Raw genomic sequence first — 20,306 nt, forward strand, 5'->3', positions numbered from 1 at the left:
TTTATGGATTACAAAGCTGACCTATTTCATCCAATATTTTCGCTTTTCGTTTTGTGGAGATACCCAAATGATCAAGGAAGAATTTATCCTTTTTAAGTTGCCTGCAAAGTACTACATCCCTACTGAGCAGGAATTGTTTTTCTCGATTGCTTAAAAGCGTGGAAACTGTTATGGGATACAGTCCCAAGCGGTCAATGCGGTCCTTGAGACCTTCGTTTTTGGGATAGTCCCAGCTTAGAAGGTACAGGTTGGCACATACACCATATTTAATGGCATCATGTGTAAAACGGGTATTGGTAACCACCCAACCCTTTTCCAGTGTATTCTTTTCTCTCTTTCCGTTTATCCAGTGCTCCTTGATATCATTGTACCTTGAATGTATGTAGAGGGGAATTTTTACATTGCAGTTGAGACCTTTATCACTGTGGAACTTACATTCAATAATGGTGGTACTTTCATTTTTTTCGGCCAGGACATCTATTTCATGGGTTACACAATGGCCTTCTAAAAACACGCCCACTTCAACCTGGTACCCCGAGTATTTTAAAATGGCGGCCATGAACCGTTCAAAAGGAAATCCCGTAGGTCCCAACTCATAGATCGCTTTTTTGAGTTTGTACTTGGAAGCAAAAATCGACTTGCTCTTTTTTAAAAGGGCATAAGCACGATTATAGATTTCATTGGTAGTGATTCCCGGATAAATTTCATCCCTTACCTTCATCACAATATCCTCCACCAATTCATGGCTCGCCCCACTATGTTTAAGCGAACTTCTTAGTTTATCCATGGAGAATAGTACTTTTTCCCCGGAGGATTTTTGTACCTCAATGTTAGGCTCCTTCATATCCTTTTTTTAGTTGAACTTCAACCTCGGGTATTTTTAGAAGCTGAAGGGTTGTGGAGGCTAAAGTTACTTCACCTTCTGTTTTCTTTAGCGCCTTTTCAATATTTGAAAACAATCTGTTTTTGGTATCCCTTCTTTGTTTGTAGTCCGTAATGTACCGTAAGTTCAAGGCTATCCAATTATCGGTAAGTTGAACGGCCAGGGTGGGTTTTATCGTTGCATTTTCAATATAATAACGTTCTACCATCTCTTGCCATTGTGCCATGGATTTTTCGGTATAGTCCGATAATATTTCATTTGCCTTTTCCAATATAATGGATTGGGCAAGTTCCATATTGGAGCCGTAAGTAATAAGAACATTAAGCTCATCCCAGACAAAGGGAAAATCCATGGAATAATTCTTAATGGGGCCTTTAAAGACAAATGCATTGCTAATTTTTACTATTCTTCCGGAATAATTGTCGCTACTGACCCATTCTCCTATTTCCATGAGGGTTGTGTAGATACTGTCTATATCGATAACATCACCTTTGATATTATTAATTTCAATTCTATCACCCGGTTTATAGACACGCACAAAAAAAATATAAAATGAACCTGCCATGCTTAGAATAAGTTCCTGGAGGGTAAAGGTTATCCCAGCAGTAAATAAACCAATGACAAGGGTGTAGTCCTTAATGTCATCCACGGTGAATGCCATGAAGACTATAAGAAAAATCAGAAAGTAGCCAAGGATTTCTACACCTTTTTGAGCTTTGTATCTAATGGAGTTGTCTTCAATTCGCTTTTTAAGTGTTTTTCTTAGTAAACCTATGATGAAGATAATGAGCAAGATCCACAATGCAAGTTTTATGAACTTTTGGACCATGGGATTCTCAAAAACCGTAAGAAAATGTTCCATTGGCAATCGGTTTATCTATTGTTGAAGAAGTCTCTAATGAGAGCCCTAGTTTGATTATCGGTCATACTATCCACTTTTTCTACGGCAACTATTTTTTTACCGATTGTTGGATAGTTTTCTTCCAGTTCCTTTTTTAGTTTCTCATTAATATCCGCAGGGCCAAAAAGTGCCAGTGCATCACAGTCGGCTACCGCATGGGCCACCTCCTTGAAATATGTTTTAAATTGCTGTTTTTCCTTTTCCAAATATTTTTTTTCATGTGTTATATCTTGCGTTCCGCCCCATTTGACCCTTGACCCAGAGGTGCTGGTTCTATTGAAAAATTCAACACCGGATTCTATTTTTTTCAAAGAGTCTCCGTTTTCATTCAAACGTACGATCAAAGCATATTTACTGTCCAACCAAATACCTATATTTTTCATCTGCTTGTTTTTATTGTTTGTCATAGGACAGATGCAATTATTCACATCATTTTATTTTGTTTACCTAGGTGTTCATGAATCTTTGATTTCGCCAATAACTATCTCATTGGGTATTAAGACTTGTTATGGCTCATTTCATCTCCATAATTTTAATTTCTTTTAAGTTAGGTTAAATAAGGTATTTAAAGTATGATAATTGTCATTCCCTATGCGGTAGAATGAGAAAAGGTACTGTTGAATACATACTTAAATCCATAAGTACCGGTTTTTTAAGTAACCGCTCAATAAAACTCTTTTTGGTGTGTACCAAGGAGAAAAAATCTACCTCACTATTTTTTACATAACTGTCAATAACCTGTGCTTTATCCGTAAACTCAAAAATTGAGGTGAAACTAGGGTTCAAATCCTTAAAGGAAATTTGCAATAACTTTTTGTTGGATGCTTGCAGGGAAGACAGAAACTCTTCTTCTATAATGTGTACGATATGTAGTGATGCATCAAGGATTTTTAACAATTGCAAAAGAGGTTTTATGGTTTTTAGATTGCAGCCCTTTTTCAAGTCTGTAATGAAGGCTATTTTTTTTGGTAGTTTGAACTCTACTTGCTTGGGAACGGCCATGAGAGGGCATTTTGTCAAATTCCTGATGGTTTGTACCGTATTACTCCCCATAAAAATTTCCTTGGACCCGGTAGTTCCCTTGTTGCCCATGAACACTAAATCAACATTAAAAATTCCTATGGTTTCATGAATGGCCTCGTTTAGAAACCCTTGCTTGGATAGCGTTTTAAATTCATGCAAAACATTCTTATCATCCAAGTGGATTTTATGGAACGTCTTTTTTAAATTCTCCATGGACTCGTTTTCCAATAGGCTGATTTTTTTATCAGTAAGATGATGAGACTTTGGTAGAATGCCCGTCGGTTTTTTGAAAACATGTAGTATATAAAAAATACAAGACTGGTTTGCCAACAGCTTGGTAGCGTAGAAAAGTGCATTATAGGCCTCATCTGAAAAATCAGTGGGCACAAGTATTTTAAGGGTCTTCATAAGGTCAAAGTTGTGGAATGACCATAAACGGAACCTTTACATGAAAGCCTATTTTTTTGATAGTGGGTTCAATAAAAAGTCGTTCCAAGAACGTATGTTTGTTTTGTATCATGACCAACATATCAACCGCTGTATGTTCCTGAAATTTGTTGATAGCGGTTATGATCTCATCATTTTCCACTTCATGAAATACACCGTTTTTACCTAATATTCCCTTTAGGGTATTCTGATTTTCGTTCTGATCGGAATCCAGTTCCAATTGGGTAAAAACATGCATAACATGAATTTTGGCATCCTGTTTATTCGCAATTCGCAAAAGGGAGGAAATCTTCTTTTCCGAATAGGAAACCTCATAATCCGTAGGAAATAGAATTGATTTTGGTGGTTTAAAATTATATTCTTTGGGAATTGCCAAGACTGGACATTTACTTTTCCTAATGGTATGTACCGTATTGGTCCCAAACAATATTTCCTCGGCACCTGTGGCACCCTTCGTACCCATAACGACCAAGTCAATTTTCTCTGCATCCGTCATGCGGCTTACTTCCTCGGTGAGCATGTTAAACGCGGAGTGCGTAATGAAGGAGTGCAGTGGATTTTTGAACTCTGTTTCCAGCTTTTCCTTTAACTCTTTGAGGTTATTCTTGGACTCCTCGCGTATCATATCCCCAAGACCAATTTGTCCCGGGCTTCCCAAGATGTACTCCGTATGGTATACCGGGGGCATATAGGTGTTCAAGAGATAAAAGGTACAGGGTGTGTCTTTAAATAGCGACACTCCATACGAAATCGCCTTATATGAATTATCCGAAAAATCTGTGGGTAAAAGAATACGTGTCATCTGTTTATTTTTATTGTTTTACATGGGTCAGATGTAATTATTCACATCATCTCATTTTGTTTGCCATAGGCCGTTCATGAATCTTCGATTTCGCCATCCCGACTAGCTATCGGGACATCTTGGGGGTATCAAGACTTGTTATGGCTGATTTCATAGCCTTTGATTTTATGTATTTAAGGTACACAAACATTTGCCCAAAATCCATGATAAATATCAATTCTTCATTCTTTTGAATTTAGTAACTTGGGTGTTAAAACACTTAAAATTGAAGCATCCTTTAACTAAATTTTTTAATGCGGATTTAGTATTACCATGAATGTTAAAGGTGTCTTTTCAAAACAAAAACTAGTAACAAATGAAGAGCTCGTTTAAGAATATAGTAGATTCTGAAATTCCCGTGCTCGTAGATTTTTATGCTGATTGGTGCGGGCCCTGCAAAATGTTGGCTCCCATTCTTAAGCAAGTGAAGGATGCGATGGGGGACCGTCTGAAAATCGTAAAGATAGATGTGGACAAAAACCAAAAATTGGCCACAAAGTACAATGTTAGGGGCGTGCCCACCATGATGCTCTTCAAAAACGGCAAGCAGGTATGGCGGCAATCCGGGGTACTTCAAAAGAACGATATCCTTGAAGTAATCAGGGAATTTTCTTAGGAATCGCTCCCGCTTGCTAAAAGCCTATTTTTCCGGGAGGATTAGCAAAGGGATTTCTGAGTGGAATGCCAATTTCTTCACTACCGGTTCACCAATGACTTTTTCCCAAAAGGTATGATGGTGTCTTGTAATACCTAATATATCTGAAGTCTTGTTGTTGGTATACTGTCCTATAGTGTATGCCGTACTGGATTTGAAAGGAAGATCAACAAATGTAAAGTTTAAACCGGAAAGCCGTTCCTCCAATATATTTTTGTTGGTTTGTTGTGTTTCGTTCAGGGCGAACTCTTCCGTTACATGTATTATTTCAATGTTCGCATTCCAAATGTTTACAAGTTCCAACAGACTGTCCAGTTCAAATTTGTCGTATCCCTTCATATAATCCGTAGAGTATAAGACAGTTTTCAACTTTTGAAAATTGAAGGAATCCGGTACGGCCAAGATGGAAATATTTGGTAATTTATCGATTACTTTTACCGTATTACTACCTAAGAACACCTGTTTGGCTCCTGTAGCTCCCTGGGTACCCATGATAATAAGATCCGCATCTTTTTCCTTTGCTATTTTTTGCATAGCTTCTTCAAGCGTGCTTCCCAAGGAAATCGTCTCAAAACTATGTTGTAGGTTGTGATGGTTTTTGTCTAGATAGGTTTGTATTTCTGCCAATTCCTTTTCTGAGTGCTGTGAAAGGGAATCGTAAATCACGTCCAATCTTTTATGACTTTCAGTGCCCAAAGGTTTTAGAACACCTGGTTCATAGGCGTTCACGATGTAAAAATGGCATTTGACATCGGAATAGATCTTTAGGGCCGTAAAGATGGCGTTCCAGGCATTTTCAGAAAAATCTGTAGGTAGAATTATTTTTTTCATATGTTTAAATTTAGGTCAATAGCTTAATTCTTAAACATTTACTTTTGTATAGGCATTCAACTTTTTATAACAAATCCCTTAATGAGGGTTTCATGGCTAAAATATTATAATTAACGAGGTAAGTTCTGCAATACCAAAAACGGAATTACCGGGTTTAGGGCAATTTGGTCAACGGTGGAGCGGTAGAGCATATCCTCCAAAAAGGAATGTCTGGAATTTACCATGACCAGCATATCCATTTTGTGTTCATGGGCGTAGTCCATTATGGCGATTCCCCTGTTCTTCACTTCCATTCTAATAAAGCTTAGTTTGGCCTTGGGCAGTGATCCCTTGAGGAACAACTGATTGTCCGTTTGCCTATGGCTCAAATCCTCAAAATCCGAAATGTAGAGCGAATGGACTTCGGACTTAAATCGGCCGGCCAAAGTATCCAATAGTTTTAGTTCCCTTCGTTTGTAGGGAACCATATAATCTGATGGGAACAATATTTTTTTGGGCTGTGAAAATGTATAATCACTGGGAATGGCCAAAACCGGGCACTTTACATATTTAAAGACCTGAACGGTATGGCTTCCAAAAGTGATGTTCTTGTCAGCTGTTTGCCCTTTGGTTCCCATTAATACCAAGTCAATGTTCTTTAGGTTGACAAAGTCGTTAACACCGTCTACGAGAGATTCGAATACGGAAATAGACTCAAAACGATGCCTTGGATTATGTTTTTCCTTTATAATCTTTGAAATTATTTCCCCAAGCTTTTTTTCCGAAGCTTCATGGAACTTTTTCTTTTTCTTCTTAAAATCAATGCCCTCTGAATTGTGGCTCATTGCGTAGAACTCATCGGCATACGCATGCATCAAATAAAAATTGGTGCGGTCGCATTTGAATAGGTCTAATGCAAAAGTGATGGCATTCTCGGCACTATCAGAAAAATCGGTCGGGATAAGAATGTTTTTCATTGCTCTTGATTTAACACCTTTAAAATTAATGGTTTCCCATTTTTAAAAGTATGACATTTATCATGCGATATACATAGGCACCTTCACAAGACACGCTTTAAGTATTTGATTTCTAATGATATAAATCATATTTTTTGTTTTCATATCAACGTATATTCAATGAATAAAACAGTTAAGTCATGAATAGAACAAAAGAAAACAAAGCAAATATGGGTACCGTACTTTGGGTGGTTCAGGAGACCTATAAAAATCTGGTTGAATTTAAAAACCAAGAAAACCGGGAGGCTTTCAATAAGGAATTATTGCGTTTGATGCCACAGGTTAAAAATTATGTTGCTATAAGGTTGAAGAACGCAATACGTGCCGGTAAATTAAATAAGGGAATGTTCGATCCCAATGACTTTACGGACCAATTGTTTATTGAAGTTTATGACAATTGGGAACTTGTGAAAAATGAATATGGCCTTCGCCCTTTTCTTTTTAAAAAAGTAGATGACCTGTTGGATGATCGTTTGACCGAAGAGGAATTTGATCACATATTTTTTGAAAACATCGACACCTATTCCAAAAAGGAGTGGGATGCCATGGAGGAAGATTTTAGTACGGATGGTGATGGTGATTTGGTTCTATTGGAAGAGTTGGACGATAGTTCCTTGGACAGGACCAACTATTCATTGGACCATGTCTTTATAACCGAAGAGGAAAAGGGCCTAGCGCAAAAACTGGATGAAAGTTTGGACAAAGAGCGGGTTGAAAGGCATATGGATATGGTATTGGGTAAAATGTCCTTGCCCATGAGGTGCGTATTTGAATTATACACAGATCAAGGTTTCACACCAGATGAAATTGCAGATATGAGGAATACCACCTTGGAGGAAACAGAAAACCTTTTGTCCAGCGCCAGAGGATTATTGAAAAAAAGTTTCGTTAAGCGTTTTTTAATCGATAGCAACTAAGCAATACAAGATTTAGGCGACGCTAACCCCAAAAAAATGTCCTACCAATGCGGTCAATCCCATGGCTATGGTACCCCAAAAGGTTACCCTGGCAACCGCTTTTAGGATGCTTGAACCACCTGCTTTTGCCGCCATGGCCCCCAAAAGCACCAGGAAAAAAATAGCAAATCCATACAGGTAATACTCCATGTTTTCCAAGGGTAGAAAAAGCGTAACTAAAAATGGAAGTATCCCACCTATGGTGAATGCGGCGCCTGATGCCATGGCTGCCTGTAAAGGATTGGCTGCGCTAATGTCGTTGATTCCCAATTCGTCACGTATATGGGCTCCCAAGGCATCATGTGCCGTGAGTTCCTTGGCTACCGTTAGGGCAGTTTCTTTCTTTAAACCCCTTTCCTCATAGATTTGTGCCAAGCGCTTTAGTTCCAAATTAGGCATTTCCTCTAATTCCTCTTTTTCTCTTTTTATATCCGCTTTTTCCACATCGGTTTGTGAACTTACGGAGACGTATTCGCCGGCTGCCATTGATAAAGCCCCGGCAACTAGGCCCGCCAATGTTGCCAAAACCACTGGTTCCCTTATTTCACTGGCCGCAGCTACGCCAATAGCAATACTGGCTGTAGAAAGAATGCCGTCATTGGCTCCCAAAACTGCCGCTCGTAACCAATTGCTACGGTGTATATAGTGGTTGTCCAAGTAATTATCTAATTCGTTAGGTTCGGACATGGTTATTTTATTTAAATTGAAGGTTTTGGTCGTTACTTAATTCCTATCAATTAAAAGTATAAAATTTATTGTAGTGGCCCGATTGCTTCCGGTCAATTAACTCTTTCGAGAGACATTCATAGATTTTATCATACCCTTCCCTTTCTGCCAAATTTTGTGGGCTTTATCCTTTTTTCATTTTTGTCAGGTAGGACGCACCATATTTCAATAATAGACTCACAATCTGCATTCTATTGATATATGCAGCTAGTGCCAATGGAGATAAAGCATATTTGGAATATTTGTTTGCCAAATTTTCCGTCAAGCGCCCAAGATAGCTCTTAAATTATGAGTTTTGGTCTGTAATAATCGTCTCATGAAAGGAAAATTTTTTTAATTCGATCGCTTTTTGAAATACCTCCTGTGGCCCGCTGTAGGCTATCATCAAAAATACTTAACTATAATTTTCATCCTCTAAATCGAGTACTTTCGGATTTTTGGAAATCAGTTCAATTACTTCTTTGACAGATTTTGATTTTTAAAATCAGCTTAGGGCTAAATGCAATTTTCTTAATGAGAATAAGCTATAATTGATTGAAATGTAATCTTTTATATAAAATTATGGATTCTAATCTCAATCCCTAAAGAATTGTTAATCAAAGTCAGTTGTAATCCGAGGTACATTTATAAGGCGTATATATTTAGAGTTTACAAAGTGGGATGTAAAGTTCGCCCGTTGCCAAAAATCGTTAAAGAAAAACTGTATTTTGTTATTCGGATTTATGGAATGTAAATATTTTAGAGGTTTATCTAATTTGAATTGGAAACGTGAAATTTGAGTTCACTTATGAAGTTGAAAAAGTTGTCATGGAAGTGGTAAAAAGGACCATGGATTCCATGGATATCCCAGTGGAACGAATTCATGAAGATTCGATTATACTATCTGGGGAAATCGAGGAAAAGGAGATGCAGGCACTTTCCAAGGGTTTGGCCACCTATGGAATAAAGATCAATACCGGCAATACATTGTCATTATTGGATCAAATAAAGGCCCTTATAAAAAAATATGTTCGAGGGGATTATGATAGGAATATTTCTATATCCAAAATGCTTTCGGAAGAATTGGGTTACAGTTATTCATACCTATCCAACCATTTTACGTCGAAAACCTTTACTACGATTGAAAATTTTTATGTGTTGATCCGCATTGAAAAAGTGAAGGAACTATTAATGCAAGAAGATAAAACATTGTCCGATATTGCTTTTAGCCTAAATTTTAGCAGTGTACCTCATTTATCCGGCCAATTCAAGAAGGTTACCGGTTTGACGACAACACAATATTTGAAAATAAGAAATAACACTATAAACACCATTTAACGGAGAATTGTATGAATAAAATGAAAATTTTGCTGGTAGACGATGATGAGGACGACAGGGAGTTTTTTGCCGATGCCTTGGTAGGAGTTGACTTAAATACCCAATTACAGCAATTGGACAACGGGAAAAGTTGCTTGGATTACTTAAGGCAGCAAATGGAGAATTTACCCAATCTAATTTTCCTAGACCTTAACATGCCGATAATGAACGGATTTGAGTGTTTGGCCGAGATTCGAAAGAATCCTTTGCTAAAGGACTTGCCAATTGCAATTTATTCCACTTCATCGTCTGACAAGGATATTGAACGTACATTTTTGAGCGGTGCAAATATCTATATTAAGAAGCCCTCCAGTTTTGAGGATCTAAAGAAATCTTTGACCCAAGTAATCAAAATGAATTGGGCCTATCATATGGACGACTTTAAGAAAGAGAACTTCCTGCTTAGAATATAGTCCTACTTTCTTGGGATTAGGTCTACGTAGGGACTTCGTAGGCAAAAAGAAGAACCAAAATTACCCAGCTATCATGCCAGAAAGAATTGCTCTAAGAAATAGGATCTCTGAATTGGAGGTAACGAAAATGTTCAATGAAAAACTATTGGACAGCAGTAATAATGTAATCGCCTATTTAGAGCCCTTATACAATGAGAAAGATCAAATAGAAGACTTTGTCGTTAAATATGTGAACAAAAGGATTGAGGAGATTGCGGAGCTGCAAGTTAAGGATATGATTGGGATGCGTTGGTTGGAATATGATCCTCAGAATGTCAAAAACGGTGCATTTGAAAATGCCAAAAAATGCTTAGCAACCGGTCAAACCATTGATTATACTCCTAAATATGAATTTGATGGAAGGGAGGTCTGGTTCAGTGCCAGATTTGTGAAGTTAGAAGATGGAATCGTTCATTTTCTTAAAGACATCAGTAAGGAAAAACAGTACGAAAGACAACTTGAAATACAGAACAAACTGCTTTTGGAAGCGGAACATGTTGCAAGTACCGGAAGTTTTCGGTGGGATTTGAAAAACGGCACTTTGAACCTTTCCGAGAACGTCTATAAATTATTGGGCTATGAGGAACCATTTGCGACGAATCCTACCCTTGATTCTATTTTGAGATTTGTCCATGAAAAGGATATTGTATGGGTACGTGATATTTTATCAAAAACTAAGGATACCAAAGAACGGGTCGATATAACCTTTAAAGTAGTCACCAGGACAAATGAGCTAAAGTATATTAATACGATTGGCGAATATTATCCCTCTAAAAATAACTGGCATTTGGTGGGTGTTTTCAAGGATGTAACCAAACAGATTGAACATCAGGCTATATTACAGGCCAAAAATGCCGAATTGAAAAAGATAAATTCTGACTTGGAGGCCTTTAACCGTATTGCAAGCCATGACCTACAAGAGCCTCTTAGAAAGATACAAATGTTCATCAGCAGGTTGCATGAAGAGGAAAAGAATAGGCTGGGTCTAAAATCCCAAAACTATTTGGACAAGATAATTTCTTCAACGGAGCGAATGCGAAATTTGATTTCCAATTTATTGTCCTATTCTAAAATTGAGGATTTGGAGGACCGACCCACAAAAATCGACCTTAACGAAATCTTGAACGATGTGTTGGAAGATTTGGGCGAACGGATCTGTGAAACAAATGCCTCCATCAAGGCGGATAAACTTCCGGAAATTAATGGGGTTCAATTTCAGATGGAACAACTTTTCTCAAATCTTATTGGAAATTCCTTAAAATACATGGCAGCAGAAACCGTTCCAGTGGTTGCCATTAAGCACAGCAGCATAACGGTTGACGCCTTAAACCAAATCCCCAAGCTTACAGCAGGAACCTATCACAAGTTGGAATTTATTGACAACGGTATTGGCTTTGATGACCAATACGGGGAAAAGATTTTTGAGATTTTTCAAAGGCTGCACGGTAAAAATGAATATTCAGGTACCGGACTTGGATTGGCCATTTGCAAAAAAATCGTGGAAGCGCACAATGGAATAATTACGGCGACCAGCAAGAATACCGAAGGAGCCGTATTCACGGTTTATTTGCCCTCGTTATCTAAATAGCGCCATTCCCCATTTAAGTGATAACGGAATGAGATGTTATAACAAAAACTGAAAATGTTATAACATAAATCATCGGTTAATCAAGATTTTTGGGATTCAAAATAATAGGTGATTTTAACATCACTTTTTAAAATCTTAAATCAGTCAACCATGAACACTACACACGCAAAATTAAATCAGCTTAATAATAGTCTAGGAGGAAGTATTTCGATATTCGATACGGAACGTATATTGATGTTCGATAACCATAAAGGAACAGGACGCGTCCAGTCCGTGGAGCTGGAATCAGGTATAGGGTATAGCCAATTCGATTTAAAGACTATGGAAACAGTCAATTTAAACCTGAAAAACCCTTCCACACGCGGTTTGTTTTTCATTTATTGTCTAGAAGGAAATTTTACCCTAAAGTTACCTGCGAGTAAGTCTTCCATTGAGGTGGATTCTTTAAGGACGGTAATTCTTGGGGGTATGGAAGAGGAAGTGAATATCGAATTGGAACCTGGAAAGAAGGTCCATTTTTCAGTTATTCAAGTTTCTGATGATTTTACTTCCGAAACTTCAGTGGAGAAAACCGAAAAATTAAAAAATCAGCTTTTTTCCCAATTTTTAAAGAACAAAAAATATGAATATGTTGGAACGGTCAATCTAAAGATTAAGGAGCACTTACTTCAAATAAAGTCAATTTCCCAAACTGGTGTGGTCCGAAAATTATTGATTGAAGGGCTAGTTCACTTTACTTTGGCATTGGAGATTCTACATTATAAAAGTGATAATTCCAAAAAATCCTTACATGATTCCACATTAACGAAGCGAGAGATGTTGCGCGTAGAGGATGCCATTGCGGAAATCAGGACAAAGCCGGAGTTTCCTTACTCTATAGAATATTTTGTTAGAAAGTACGGATTGTCCGCAGCAAAATTGCAATCTGGTTTCAAGGTGTTTACAGGCTCAACAGTGGCAACTTGCATTAAGAACCAACGTTTGGATTTAGCTGAAAAATTAATTCAGGAAACGGACCTTAACGTCTCCGAAATTGTTTACACCATTGGTTTTTCCAGTCGTAGCTATTTCTCGAAAATATTTAACAAACGCTTTAAGTGTTCTCCTAAAGTATATTTGACGAAAGCGCGTGGCACCAAGCTCTCGGCCTAATTTTTTTTAGAAGGATTGAAACAATGTTTTTTGGTTTAAATCTATATGGACAATTATTTCAAACTTTTGGGATAATGAATAGGGAAAAGGACTGATAACTTTGAATTAAATTATCAAATGATGAGCGAATGAATGCAGCATAAAAAAGCCGGCCTCTACGTTGAGGTTAAAAAGGATATTGAGTCCAGATTACAACTCTTGAATTTATGGAAGAAAAGCATCCGCACACAGTTCGATTTAATCCTGTCGAAGAACCCTATCGATGAGATTAAAGATCTTATATTACAGATAGATGAGGCTATTTCAAAAAACATAAAATTAAGGGATGCCATTTATATTGAAGAGAACCAAGATTTGAATGATAGGGCAAGAGGACAATTGAATTCCTTGATATTAAACTCTTTGGGAGTATTGAACGACAATTCGGAAAGGGAATTGGAAACTTTAAAAACGGCTATGTCCTATATAGGTATCAAAATAACCTATGAAGGCTTGTCCTTTTTTAGGAAAGCGGTCTAATTACTAATCTTGTGTAGGTGATTAGTGTGTTTGTGCCTCGTTCAAACATAAATCCTTCACAATGGACCAAAATATCCGTACCGAAGCTGAATCTGCCTTATAAAATGTGGAAAGAGTTATAAGGTTCCTTTCAAAATCTAACAGGTTTTCAGAAGTTTTACCGGCAGTTTTAGGTGAGAAGAAGGCCATGTGCCACCCTTGGAAGACCTCTTTTTCCGCGGGACCTTCCCATACAAGATTGACATTGGTATGTTTTTCGTCCGCTTGAATTTTTTTCAGGAGGTCAAAAATCACCTTTTTCTCCCCGTGCAGCGTCTGTACAAAAAGTCCGTTGTGGTATACCAAACAACCGGTTATGGAATGGGCTTTGTTGAATTCATTGGCAGTTTTAAGAATATCGTTCAGGTCTTTAAGAGAAATATTCTTTTTTGCCTGGGAAGTGTAGGTTAGTTCGTGCATTTAGCCAATGGATTTTGGCATCCAAAGTAATATAAATTTGGGTAGGAACTTACGTATTTCGGAAGTTTTTATTGATCCAAAATTTGAACGAATGTGTTCATTGAACAAATAGGATTTTCTCTTTATCTTAATCCTACAAGTGAAAACTTTAAAATAATCTAAATTGAAATTAAAAATTGAGGTTCAATTTTGGTTGTACCTTTGGACATTTGAGCCAAATGAGAAAGACATTTATGCAGTAAGGTCTTCAATTGATTGAATGAAGAGGGTTTCTTTAAATAAAGGGTAGCTCCCATTTTTTTTAGTCTTTCTACATCTTTTTCATGAAAAGAGGTGGAGTAAATGATTACTGGAATATTCGTGAACGACTCCAGATCCCGAATGTCGGCCAGGCATTCGAATCCGTCCATCATGGGCATTTTTAAATCCAAGAAAATGGCATCGGGTTTTTGGTGCTCACTGTTCAATAAAAAGGACATGAGGTCTACCCCGTTACTAAACTCCTCAATTGTAGTGGCAATAGGAATTTCACCTAAGGCATCGGAAAAAAATGCTCGGTCGTCACTATCATCGTCCGCCAAATAGATTCTTTGTATGGTCTGGCTCATTTATGGATTCCTAGTTTTTGATTGGGTGCAAGATATCATCGAATAGAATTCCTAGCTACAGCAATACGTTTAATTACTAACTCAAAAAGAATTATGTTTTTTCTGTAGGAAATCCATCGGTCCTAAAAATATGTCCAAAAATTGTTTGAAGGCACCCAAATGTTTGATCAGGGTTCGTTATTTTTACTTTAGAACTCCATATCATTCAAAACATACTAAAGGTTCAACCATGTATACCAAAAACTTCGTTAAAGCGCTCCTTTTTTTATTGCTTATCAATGTTAACCCTGTCCTTTGCCAAAATCCCAATTTTTCGGGTATATCCAAGGACCTAGATGGCTTGGAATTCCGTGCTATCGGACCGGCGCTTATGGGCGGAAGAATTGCGGATATTGCCGTAAGCCAAAAGGATCCAAGTACCTGGTATGTCGCCGTGGGGTCCGGCGGTGTATGGAAAACGCAAAATAACGGAATAACCTGGCATCCCGTTTTTGAGGAGCAGTCCTCCTATTCCATAGGCTGTGTGACCATTGACCCCAACAACTCCCAGACGGTTTGGGTAGGAACCGGTGAAAACGTAAGCGGCAGGCATGTGGGCTGGGGAGACGGTATCTATAAATCAGATGATGGAGGTGCTACATGGACATCCATGGGCCTGGAAAATTCCGAGCATATTGGAAAAATATTGGTAGATCCTAGAAACAGCAATGTGGTATTGGTGGCCGCTGAAGGCCCATTGTGGTCTTCGGGCGGGGACCGCGGTGTCTATAAAACCACCGATGGCGGTAAGACTTGGAACCAGGTCCTTAAAATTGACGAGCATACGGGTGTTACCGATATTGAGTTCGACCCGGAAAATCCAGATGTTGTCTATGCCGCGGCCTACCAACGAAGAAGGCACATCTGGGCCCTGCTATCCGGTGGGCCAAAGTCCGGAATCTATAAATCTATGGACAACGGTGACACCTGGACCCAAAAGACCACAGGGCTGCCCAAAGGGGATATGGGCAAAATAGGATTGGCCGTTACACAGGCAAACCCAAATCTGGTATATGCCACCATTGAAGCGGATGCTGCCGAAAAGGGATTTTACAGCTCGGCCAATAAAGGCGAAAGTTGGGAAAAACGCAACGATTATATATCCGGAGGAACGGGACCACATTACTATCAGGAAATCGAGGCCTCACCAACGAATCCCGATTTGATCTATCAAATGGATGTCTTCATTAGGGTAACCCGGGATGGTGGCAAAAGCTTTAAGGTTTTGGGTACAGGTCGTGAAAAGCATAGCGATAATCACGCTCTTTGGATCGACCCGAACAATGGCAAGCATCTCCTCGCCGGAACCGATGGCGGACTGTACGAAACTTTTGATGAGGGCAGTACATGGCGGCATTTTCCAAACCTGCCAATTTCGCAGTTTTACAAGCTTTCCTTGGATAATGCCCGTCCTTTTTACAATATAGTGGGAGGCGCGCAGGATTTGGGCACCTTGATCGGCCCCTCCCGGACGATGAATACGGAGGGCGTTCGCAATCAGGATTGGTATGTGCCTTTGGGCGCGGATGGTTACGACAATGCGTTCGACCCCACGGATCCCAATACCGTCTATATGGAAATCCAGGAAGGCAATTTGTATCGGCATGATAGGAAAACGGAGGAGGGAATGGATATTCAGCCCCAGTCAACCGATGGTATGGCCGACAGATGGAACTGGGACAGTCCGTTATTGATCAGTCCACACAATAACAACAGGATATATTACGGCTCGCAACGATTGTGGCGTAGTGACGATAAGGGAGATTCCTGGCAACCGATAAGCGATGATTTAACGACCAATAGGGTACGTTATGAATTGGATATGATAGGCAGGGTCTGGAGCGTCGATGCCCTGTATGACACGGGAGCCATGTCCAAATATTCCACTTTGACCTCTATTGCAGAATCCCCTAAACAGGAAGGTTTATTGTATACAGGTTCCGATGACGGATTGATCTATGTAAGCGAGGATGGAGGCCAGACCTGGCGGAAAAGTGGGGCCTTGCCCAAAGTTCCTGAGCTTTCCTTTATAAACGATATCGAAGCATCCGCTCATGATCCAAATGTTGTGTTCGTTAGCGCGGATGCCCATAAAATAGGGAATTACACCCCGTATTTGTTCATGAGTACGGACCGTGGCCGTTCGTGGACTTCCATAGTGGGCGACCTGCCCAAGGAGACCATCGTATGGGTTATAAAGCAAGACTATGTCGATTCAAACCTATTGTTCATTGGCACGGAATATGGCATTTATTTCTCCCCGAATAAAGGGACAAATTGGATTCCCTTAAAATCAGGAGTGCCCACGATTCCGTTTCGGGACATCGAATTGCACCCAAGGGACAACGACTTGGTGGGAGCGTCCTTTGGAAGGGGATTTTTTGTACTGGACGATTACAACCCGTTACGGGGATTGGGGGATAGGATATCGGATAAAAACAATCAACTTTTCCCTGTGCGGGATGCGTGGTGGTACGTGCCAAATGTCCCAATGCAGGCCAAGGGCATGCCCACTTTGGGGTCCACAAGCTTTGCCACGGACAATCCGCCTTTTGGTGCCACATTCTCTTACTGGATAAAAGATGTGCCAAAAACGGGCAAGACCTTACGAAGCGAAAAGGAAAAGGAGCTGAGGTCGAAAAATATGTCGGTTCCCTTTCCAGGCTGGGAAGCCCTGGAAGAAGAAAAGGGACAGGAAGATGCCAAGGTGCTCTTTTTGATATCGGACCAAAACCAAGAACCTGTACGATGGTTGCAAGGCAAGTCCGGTAAAGGGCTACAACGTACCACGTGGGATTTGAGGCGTTCGGCGCCCAACCCCATAGATTTGTCCGTTCCGGATTTTAGGCCGCCTTGGGCGGGAGAGGACCAAGGTCCTTTGGTTTCACCGGGCACTTACAGCGTTCAAATGTATGTGTTGTTTGACGGGGAATTGCAACCCCAGGGAACACCGGAAAGCTTTAAGGTTGTCCCCGTACACAATGAAAGGGAAAATATGGCACATGGGGACATCCAGTTTTTTCAGGATAGAACGGTGGAGCTTTCCAGACAAATTTATAATGCGGGCGAAAAATTGGGTGAATACGGTAATCAGATCAGGCACATGAAGGAAGCCTTGCTGAAGACCCCTTTGGCCAAGGAGACCCATTTCAATCAGTTGAAGGAGTTAGGACTTGAGATAAGTTCCCTACGAAAGGCTTTATATGGCAATCCCGTAAAACAATCCTTGGACGAGCCCACGCCTCCTTCCATTAGATCTAGGGTAGGACAGGTAGCAGGGGCTCATTGGGAAACGACACAGGAACCTACCAAAACACAAGTGACGAACATTGAAATCGCTTCAAAAGAGTTCAATACCTTCAAACAAGCCTTGAAGGAATTAAATAGTTCCATGGAAGCTTTTGAAAAAACCTTGGAGGAATTAAAGGCACCCTATACACCCAATAGAAAGTTATAAGTCTTGGACGATGTGTTTTTCAACGGAAGAGTTTGGCGATGTAAAATTGGTAGAGACCTATTACCGTTTGGATCACAACTATGTGTATGCCGAACCTGAAAATGAATACAAACGTTATTTTAACAATGGATTCGCGCACAATCGGTCCTGGATCATTACGGAGGAAAACCCGAACATTTTAACCAATGCCCTATGGGGAATCATACCCCATTACAAGTTCCATGTAGAACCGCAAGAATATTATAAGGATACGATAAAATATGGGTCCGGGCTGAACGCGAAATCAGAAAAACTTTTCAACTCCGCCAATTACAAAGGCTTCAAGAAATGTATTGTACCGCTAAAGGGATTTTTTGAACCCCACACCGCAAGAAATAATTTTAAGATCCCTTTTTATTTTAAGCGAAAAGACGATAGCCCGCTCAGTCTGGCGGGGATTTACACTACCATCTCCGACGGCACAGTTACATTCTCCATACTTACAAAAAGCGCGACCCCATTGTTCCAAAAAATCCACAATAAAAAAAACAGGCGACCGGTAATTTTACAGGAAATGGATATTGAGGTTTGGCTGGACCCCAACTTGAAAGAGGCAGAAATTATAAACGTGATCGAGGATGATCTACCCGATGAGGAATTGGAGACTTGGCCGATCAGCAAGGACATCTATAGGGGCAATTTGGGACAAAGACCGGATATTACTTCGCCAGTTTCCTATGCGGAATTGGAGATAGTATATTAATAAACACTTTGACAGCATTCAGGATAAAGCTCTCGTCCAGTTTTGGACTTGGATAAAGATTATATAAAAAAAGGGCCCTCAATCTCTTGAAAGCCCTTTATTTGCTAGTAGCGGGAACTGGACTCGAACCAGTGACCTTCGGGTTATGAGCCAAAGAAGAACTGGGCTTATATGATTTCATATGTATTCATATGTCTAATAATCAATTACTTAACTTTTTTAAAGAATCAGTAAAAATCATAAAAAACCTCAAAATGTTTTAGGTAAAATTTTTACATTGTAGTTTCTTAAGCAATATTTCCACCTAAAATGGCTTCAATAAAGATAGTTCTTTGGAAACATGATCAAAAAAGAACGGTACTTATCCATTAGCCATTCGAATTACCCAGAATAGAAAAACGAGATACATTTTTACTGGAAAATATATTTTGGAAAAGGATTGGGATAATGTTTTGGGCAGGGTCAAAAAGTCCCATATAAATTCGGCAAGACTGAACAATTATTTACTAAAAAAATTGACAGAGGTAGATAGTATTGCTTTGGAAGCCGATGCTTCCAAAGAATATATTACTAGTAAACAAATAAAGAATAAAGCAAAACATAAAGGTCGTACTGTCTCTTTTTTCCAATTTGGAGCAGAAAGGGTTACCAATAGATATCAGGCAGGGAAATTTTCTACATGTAAAGGGGAACTTTCTATGTTGATCAATGTACGTGAGTTTTAAAGTGGAATCGTTTTGAAGAAAGAGAATTGGTAATTAATGGTATTAAGGAATAGCGACGAAATAGAGTTGGAAGCTCTCGTAAATTTGGCTATAATTTCCTTGAGCATGTTAAGGAGGAGTTTAGTAGAGGTAATTCTTTATATTTTGAAGACATAACAGAAGCCTTTTTAAGTAATTTCAAGGTATTCTGTATTTCTTATTTGGAATATAAAACCCGGACTGTTACAAACCACCTTATTTATATACGTACACTTTTTAATGCTGCAATTAAGGAGGGAATTGTAGAAGCTAAACACTATCCATTTGCTGGAGAGAAGGAACGAATACGAATCAAACCTACCCAGAAAATTGGTTTGACCAGGGAGGAAATTGAACGAATTGAAAAGGTATCATTGAAGAAAGATAGTCCCATTTGGCACACTCGTAATGTTTGGTTATTCTCGTTCTATTTTGCCGGGATCCGTATATCTGATGTACTTCAAATGAAATGGTCGGATTTAATGGATGGCCGACTCTATTATACGATGAACAAGAATGAAAAGCCCTTAAGTCTAAAAATACCCGAACAGGCCGAAGGAATATTGAATTTTTATAGACCATCTCAAAGCTCTCAGGATGATTACATTTTTCCTTATTTAAAGCATGCGGACCAAAAAAGCAAAAGGGACATATTTGTAAAGACACGTAATGGAATCGCTGTTCTTAATAAATATCTTAAACAACTTGCTAAAAAATGCAATATAACCAAGAACCTTTCTAATCATATTGCTCGCCATTCTTTTGGAAACATTGCTGGCGATACCATTTCTCCTCTAATGTTGCAAAAAATTATATCGTCATAGCGATTTAAAAACAACCATAATGTATCAAGCTAATTTTATTCACAAAGATGCAGATGATGCTTTGGATGCCGTTCTCAACTCATAATGAAATGAATTTTTTTTGAATGTA

Annotated in this window: 21 protein-coding genes; 11 read left to right on the plus strand and 10 right to left on the minus strand. The window is 39.1% G+C overall.

Annotation, left to right across the window (positions count from 1 at the left end; all coding sequences use genetic code 11):
- Nucleotide 1: 1 nt before the first annotated feature.
- From F0361_RS09835 to F0361_RS09855, 5 genes are all read right to left on the minus strand, one after another.
- On the minus strand, nt 2–844 hold the full coding sequence (locus F0361_RS09835; RefSeq protein WP_154918348.1) for an ATP cone domain-containing protein: 843 nt from the start codon (nt 842–844) through the stop codon (nt 2–4).
- The gene (locus tag F0361_RS09840; RefSeq protein ID WP_154918350.1) at nt 831–1,745 is read right to left on the minus strand and encodes a mechanosensitive ion channel family protein; all 915 of its coding nucleotides are present in this window, start codon (nt 1,743–1,745) and stop codon (nt 831–833) included. The genes F0361_RS09835 and F0361_RS09840 overlap by 14 nt, the downstream gene beginning before the upstream one ends.
- Before the next feature lie 11 nt (nt 1,746–1,756).
- On the minus strand, nt 1,757–2,167 hold the full coding sequence (locus F0361_RS09845) for a hypothetical protein (RefSeq protein WP_154918352.1): 411 nt from the start codon (nt 2,165–2,167) through the stop codon (nt 1,757–1,759).
- Between the two features lie 199 nt (nt 2,168–2,366).
- The gene (locus F0361_RS09850) at nt 2,367–3,215 is read right to left on the minus strand and encodes a universal stress protein (protein ID WP_154918354.1); all 849 of its coding nucleotides are present in this window, start codon (nt 3,213–3,215) and stop codon (nt 2,367–2,369) included.
- Between the two features lie 4 nt (nt 3,216–3,219).
- A complete protein-coding gene (locus F0361_RS09855; RefSeq protein ID WP_154918356.1) occupies nt 3,220–4,056 on the minus strand; it encodes a universal stress protein in 837 nt (278 codons plus the stop codon).
- A 355-nt stretch (nt 4,057–4,411) separates the two neighbouring features.
- Here F0361_RS09855 and trxA point away from each other — a divergent pair, with 355 nt between their 5' ends.
- Nucleotides 4,412–4,711, plus strand: a complete 300-nt coding sequence (gene trxA, locus F0361_RS09860) for a thioredoxin (protein ID WP_154918358.1) — start codon at nt 4,412–4,414, stop codon at nt 4,709–4,711.
- A gap of 24 nt (nt 4,712–4,735) precedes the next feature.
- Here trxA and F0361_RS09865 read toward each other — a convergent pair whose 3' ends face one another.
- Both F0361_RS09865 and F0361_RS09870 read right to left on the minus strand, forming a co-directional pair.
- Nucleotides 4,736–5,581 carry a universal stress protein gene (locus F0361_RS09865; RefSeq protein WP_154918359.1) on the minus strand — a complete coding sequence of 282 codons (846 nt, stop codon included), beginning with the start codon at nt 5,579–5,581 and terminating at the stop codon, nt 4,736–4,738.
- A 110-nt stretch (nt 5,582–5,691) separates the two neighbouring features.
- On the minus strand, nt 5,692–6,537 hold the full coding sequence (locus F0361_RS09870) for a universal stress protein (RefSeq protein WP_154918361.1): 846 nt from the start codon (nt 6,535–6,537) through the stop codon (nt 5,692–5,694).
- A 179-nt stretch (nt 6,538–6,716) separates the two neighbouring features.
- On the opposite strand from F0361_RS09870, the gene F0361_RS09875 reads away from it, so the two are divergent.
- A complete protein-coding gene (locus tag F0361_RS09875) occupies nt 6,717–7,493 on the plus strand; it encodes a sigma-70 RNA polymerase sigma factor region 4 domain-containing protein (protein ID WP_154918363.1) in 777 nt (258 codons plus the stop codon).
- 12 nt (nt 7,494–7,505) lie between these two features.
- Here F0361_RS09875 and F0361_RS09880 read toward each other — a convergent pair whose 3' ends face one another.
- The gene (locus tag F0361_RS09880; protein ID WP_154918364.1) at nt 7,506–8,219 is read right to left on the minus strand and encodes a VIT1/CCC1 transporter family protein; all 714 of its coding nucleotides are present in this window, start codon (nt 8,217–8,219) and stop codon (nt 7,506–7,508) included.
- A gap of 807 nt (nt 8,220–9,026) precedes the next feature.
- Between F0361_RS09880 and F0361_RS09885 the strand changes: the two genes are divergently transcribed.
- The 5 genes from F0361_RS09885 to F0361_RS09905 all read left to right on the plus strand — a co-directional run bounded on the left by F0361_RS09885 (nt 9,027) and on the right by F0361_RS09905 (nt 13,325).
- On the plus strand, nt 9,027–9,575 hold the full coding sequence (locus F0361_RS09885; protein WP_154918366.1) for a helix-turn-helix domain-containing protein: 549 nt from the start codon (nt 9,027–9,029) through the stop codon (nt 9,573–9,575).
- Nucleotides 9,576–9,586: 11 nt separating this feature from the next.
- Entirely contained in the window at nt 9,587–10,027 is a 441-nt protein-coding gene (locus tag F0361_RS09890; protein WP_154918368.1) for a response regulator, read from the plus strand.
- 73 nt (nt 10,028–10,100) lie between these two features.
- Nucleotides 10,101–11,654 carry a PAS domain-containing sensor histidine kinase gene (locus F0361_RS09895; protein WP_154918369.1) on the plus strand — a complete coding sequence of 518 codons (1,554 nt, stop codon included), beginning with the start codon at nt 10,101–10,103 and terminating at the stop codon, nt 11,652–11,654.
- 150 nt (nt 11,655–11,804) lie between these two features.
- Complete coding sequence (locus F0361_RS09900; protein WP_154918371.1) at nt 11,805–12,806, plus strand: helix-turn-helix domain-containing protein; 1,002 nt, start codon at nt 11,805–11,807, stop codon at nt 12,804–12,806.
- Nucleotides 12,807–12,938: 132 nt separating this feature from the next.
- Nucleotides 12,939–13,325 carry a hypothetical protein gene (locus F0361_RS09905; RefSeq protein WP_154918373.1) on the plus strand — a complete coding sequence of 129 codons (387 nt, stop codon included), beginning with the start codon at nt 12,939–12,941 and terminating at the stop codon, nt 13,323–13,325.
- 21 nt (nt 13,326–13,346) lie between these two features.
- On the opposite strand, the gene F0361_RS09910 is transcribed toward F0361_RS09905, so the two are convergent.
- Nucleotides 13,347–13,784: a BLUF domain-containing protein gene (locus F0361_RS09910; protein ID WP_154918374.1), complete on the minus strand. Its 438-nt coding sequence runs from the start codon at nt 13,782–13,784 to the stop codon at nt 13,347–13,349.
- Nucleotides 13,785–13,942: 158 nt separating this feature from the next.
- Nucleotides 13,943–14,392 (minus strand): response regulator, encoded by a 450-nt coding sequence (locus tag F0361_RS09915; protein WP_154918376.1) that lies wholly within the window; start codon nt 14,390–14,392, stop codon nt 13,943–13,945.
- Between the two features lie 229 nt (nt 14,393–14,621).
- Between F0361_RS09915 and F0361_RS09920 the strand changes: the two genes are divergently transcribed.
- The 4 genes from F0361_RS09920 (at nt 14,622) to F0361_RS18890 (ending at nt 20,197) form a co-directional block, all read left to right on the plus strand.
- Nucleotides 14,622–17,888 (plus strand): WD40/YVTN/BNR-like repeat-containing protein, encoded by a 3,267-nt coding sequence (locus F0361_RS09920; RefSeq protein ID WP_154918378.1) that lies wholly within the window; start codon nt 14,622–14,624, stop codon nt 17,886–17,888.
- 10 nt (nt 17,889–17,898) lie between these two features.
- Nucleotides 17,899–18,630 (plus strand): SOS response-associated peptidase, encoded by a 732-nt coding sequence (locus tag F0361_RS09925; protein ID WP_154918380.1) that lies wholly within the window; start codon nt 17,899–17,901, stop codon nt 18,628–18,630.
- 407 nt (nt 18,631–19,037) lie between these two features.
- Nucleotides 19,038–19,355, plus strand: a complete 318-nt coding sequence (locus F0361_RS18885) for an Arm DNA-binding domain-containing protein (protein ID WP_246160866.1) — start codon at nt 19,038–19,040, stop codon at nt 19,353–19,355.
- 152 nt (nt 19,356–19,507) lie between these two features.
- A complete protein-coding gene (locus F0361_RS18890; RefSeq protein ID WP_246160867.1) occupies nt 19,508–20,197 on the plus strand; it encodes a tyrosine-type recombinase/integrase in 690 nt (229 codons plus the stop codon).
- The last annotated feature ends 109 nt before the right edge of the window (nt 20,198–20,306 follow it).

The organism is Maribacter flavus (assembly GCF_008386635.1).
GTDB lineage: Bacteria > Bacteroidota > Bacteroidia > Flavobacteriales > Flavobacteriaceae > Maribacter > Maribacter flavus.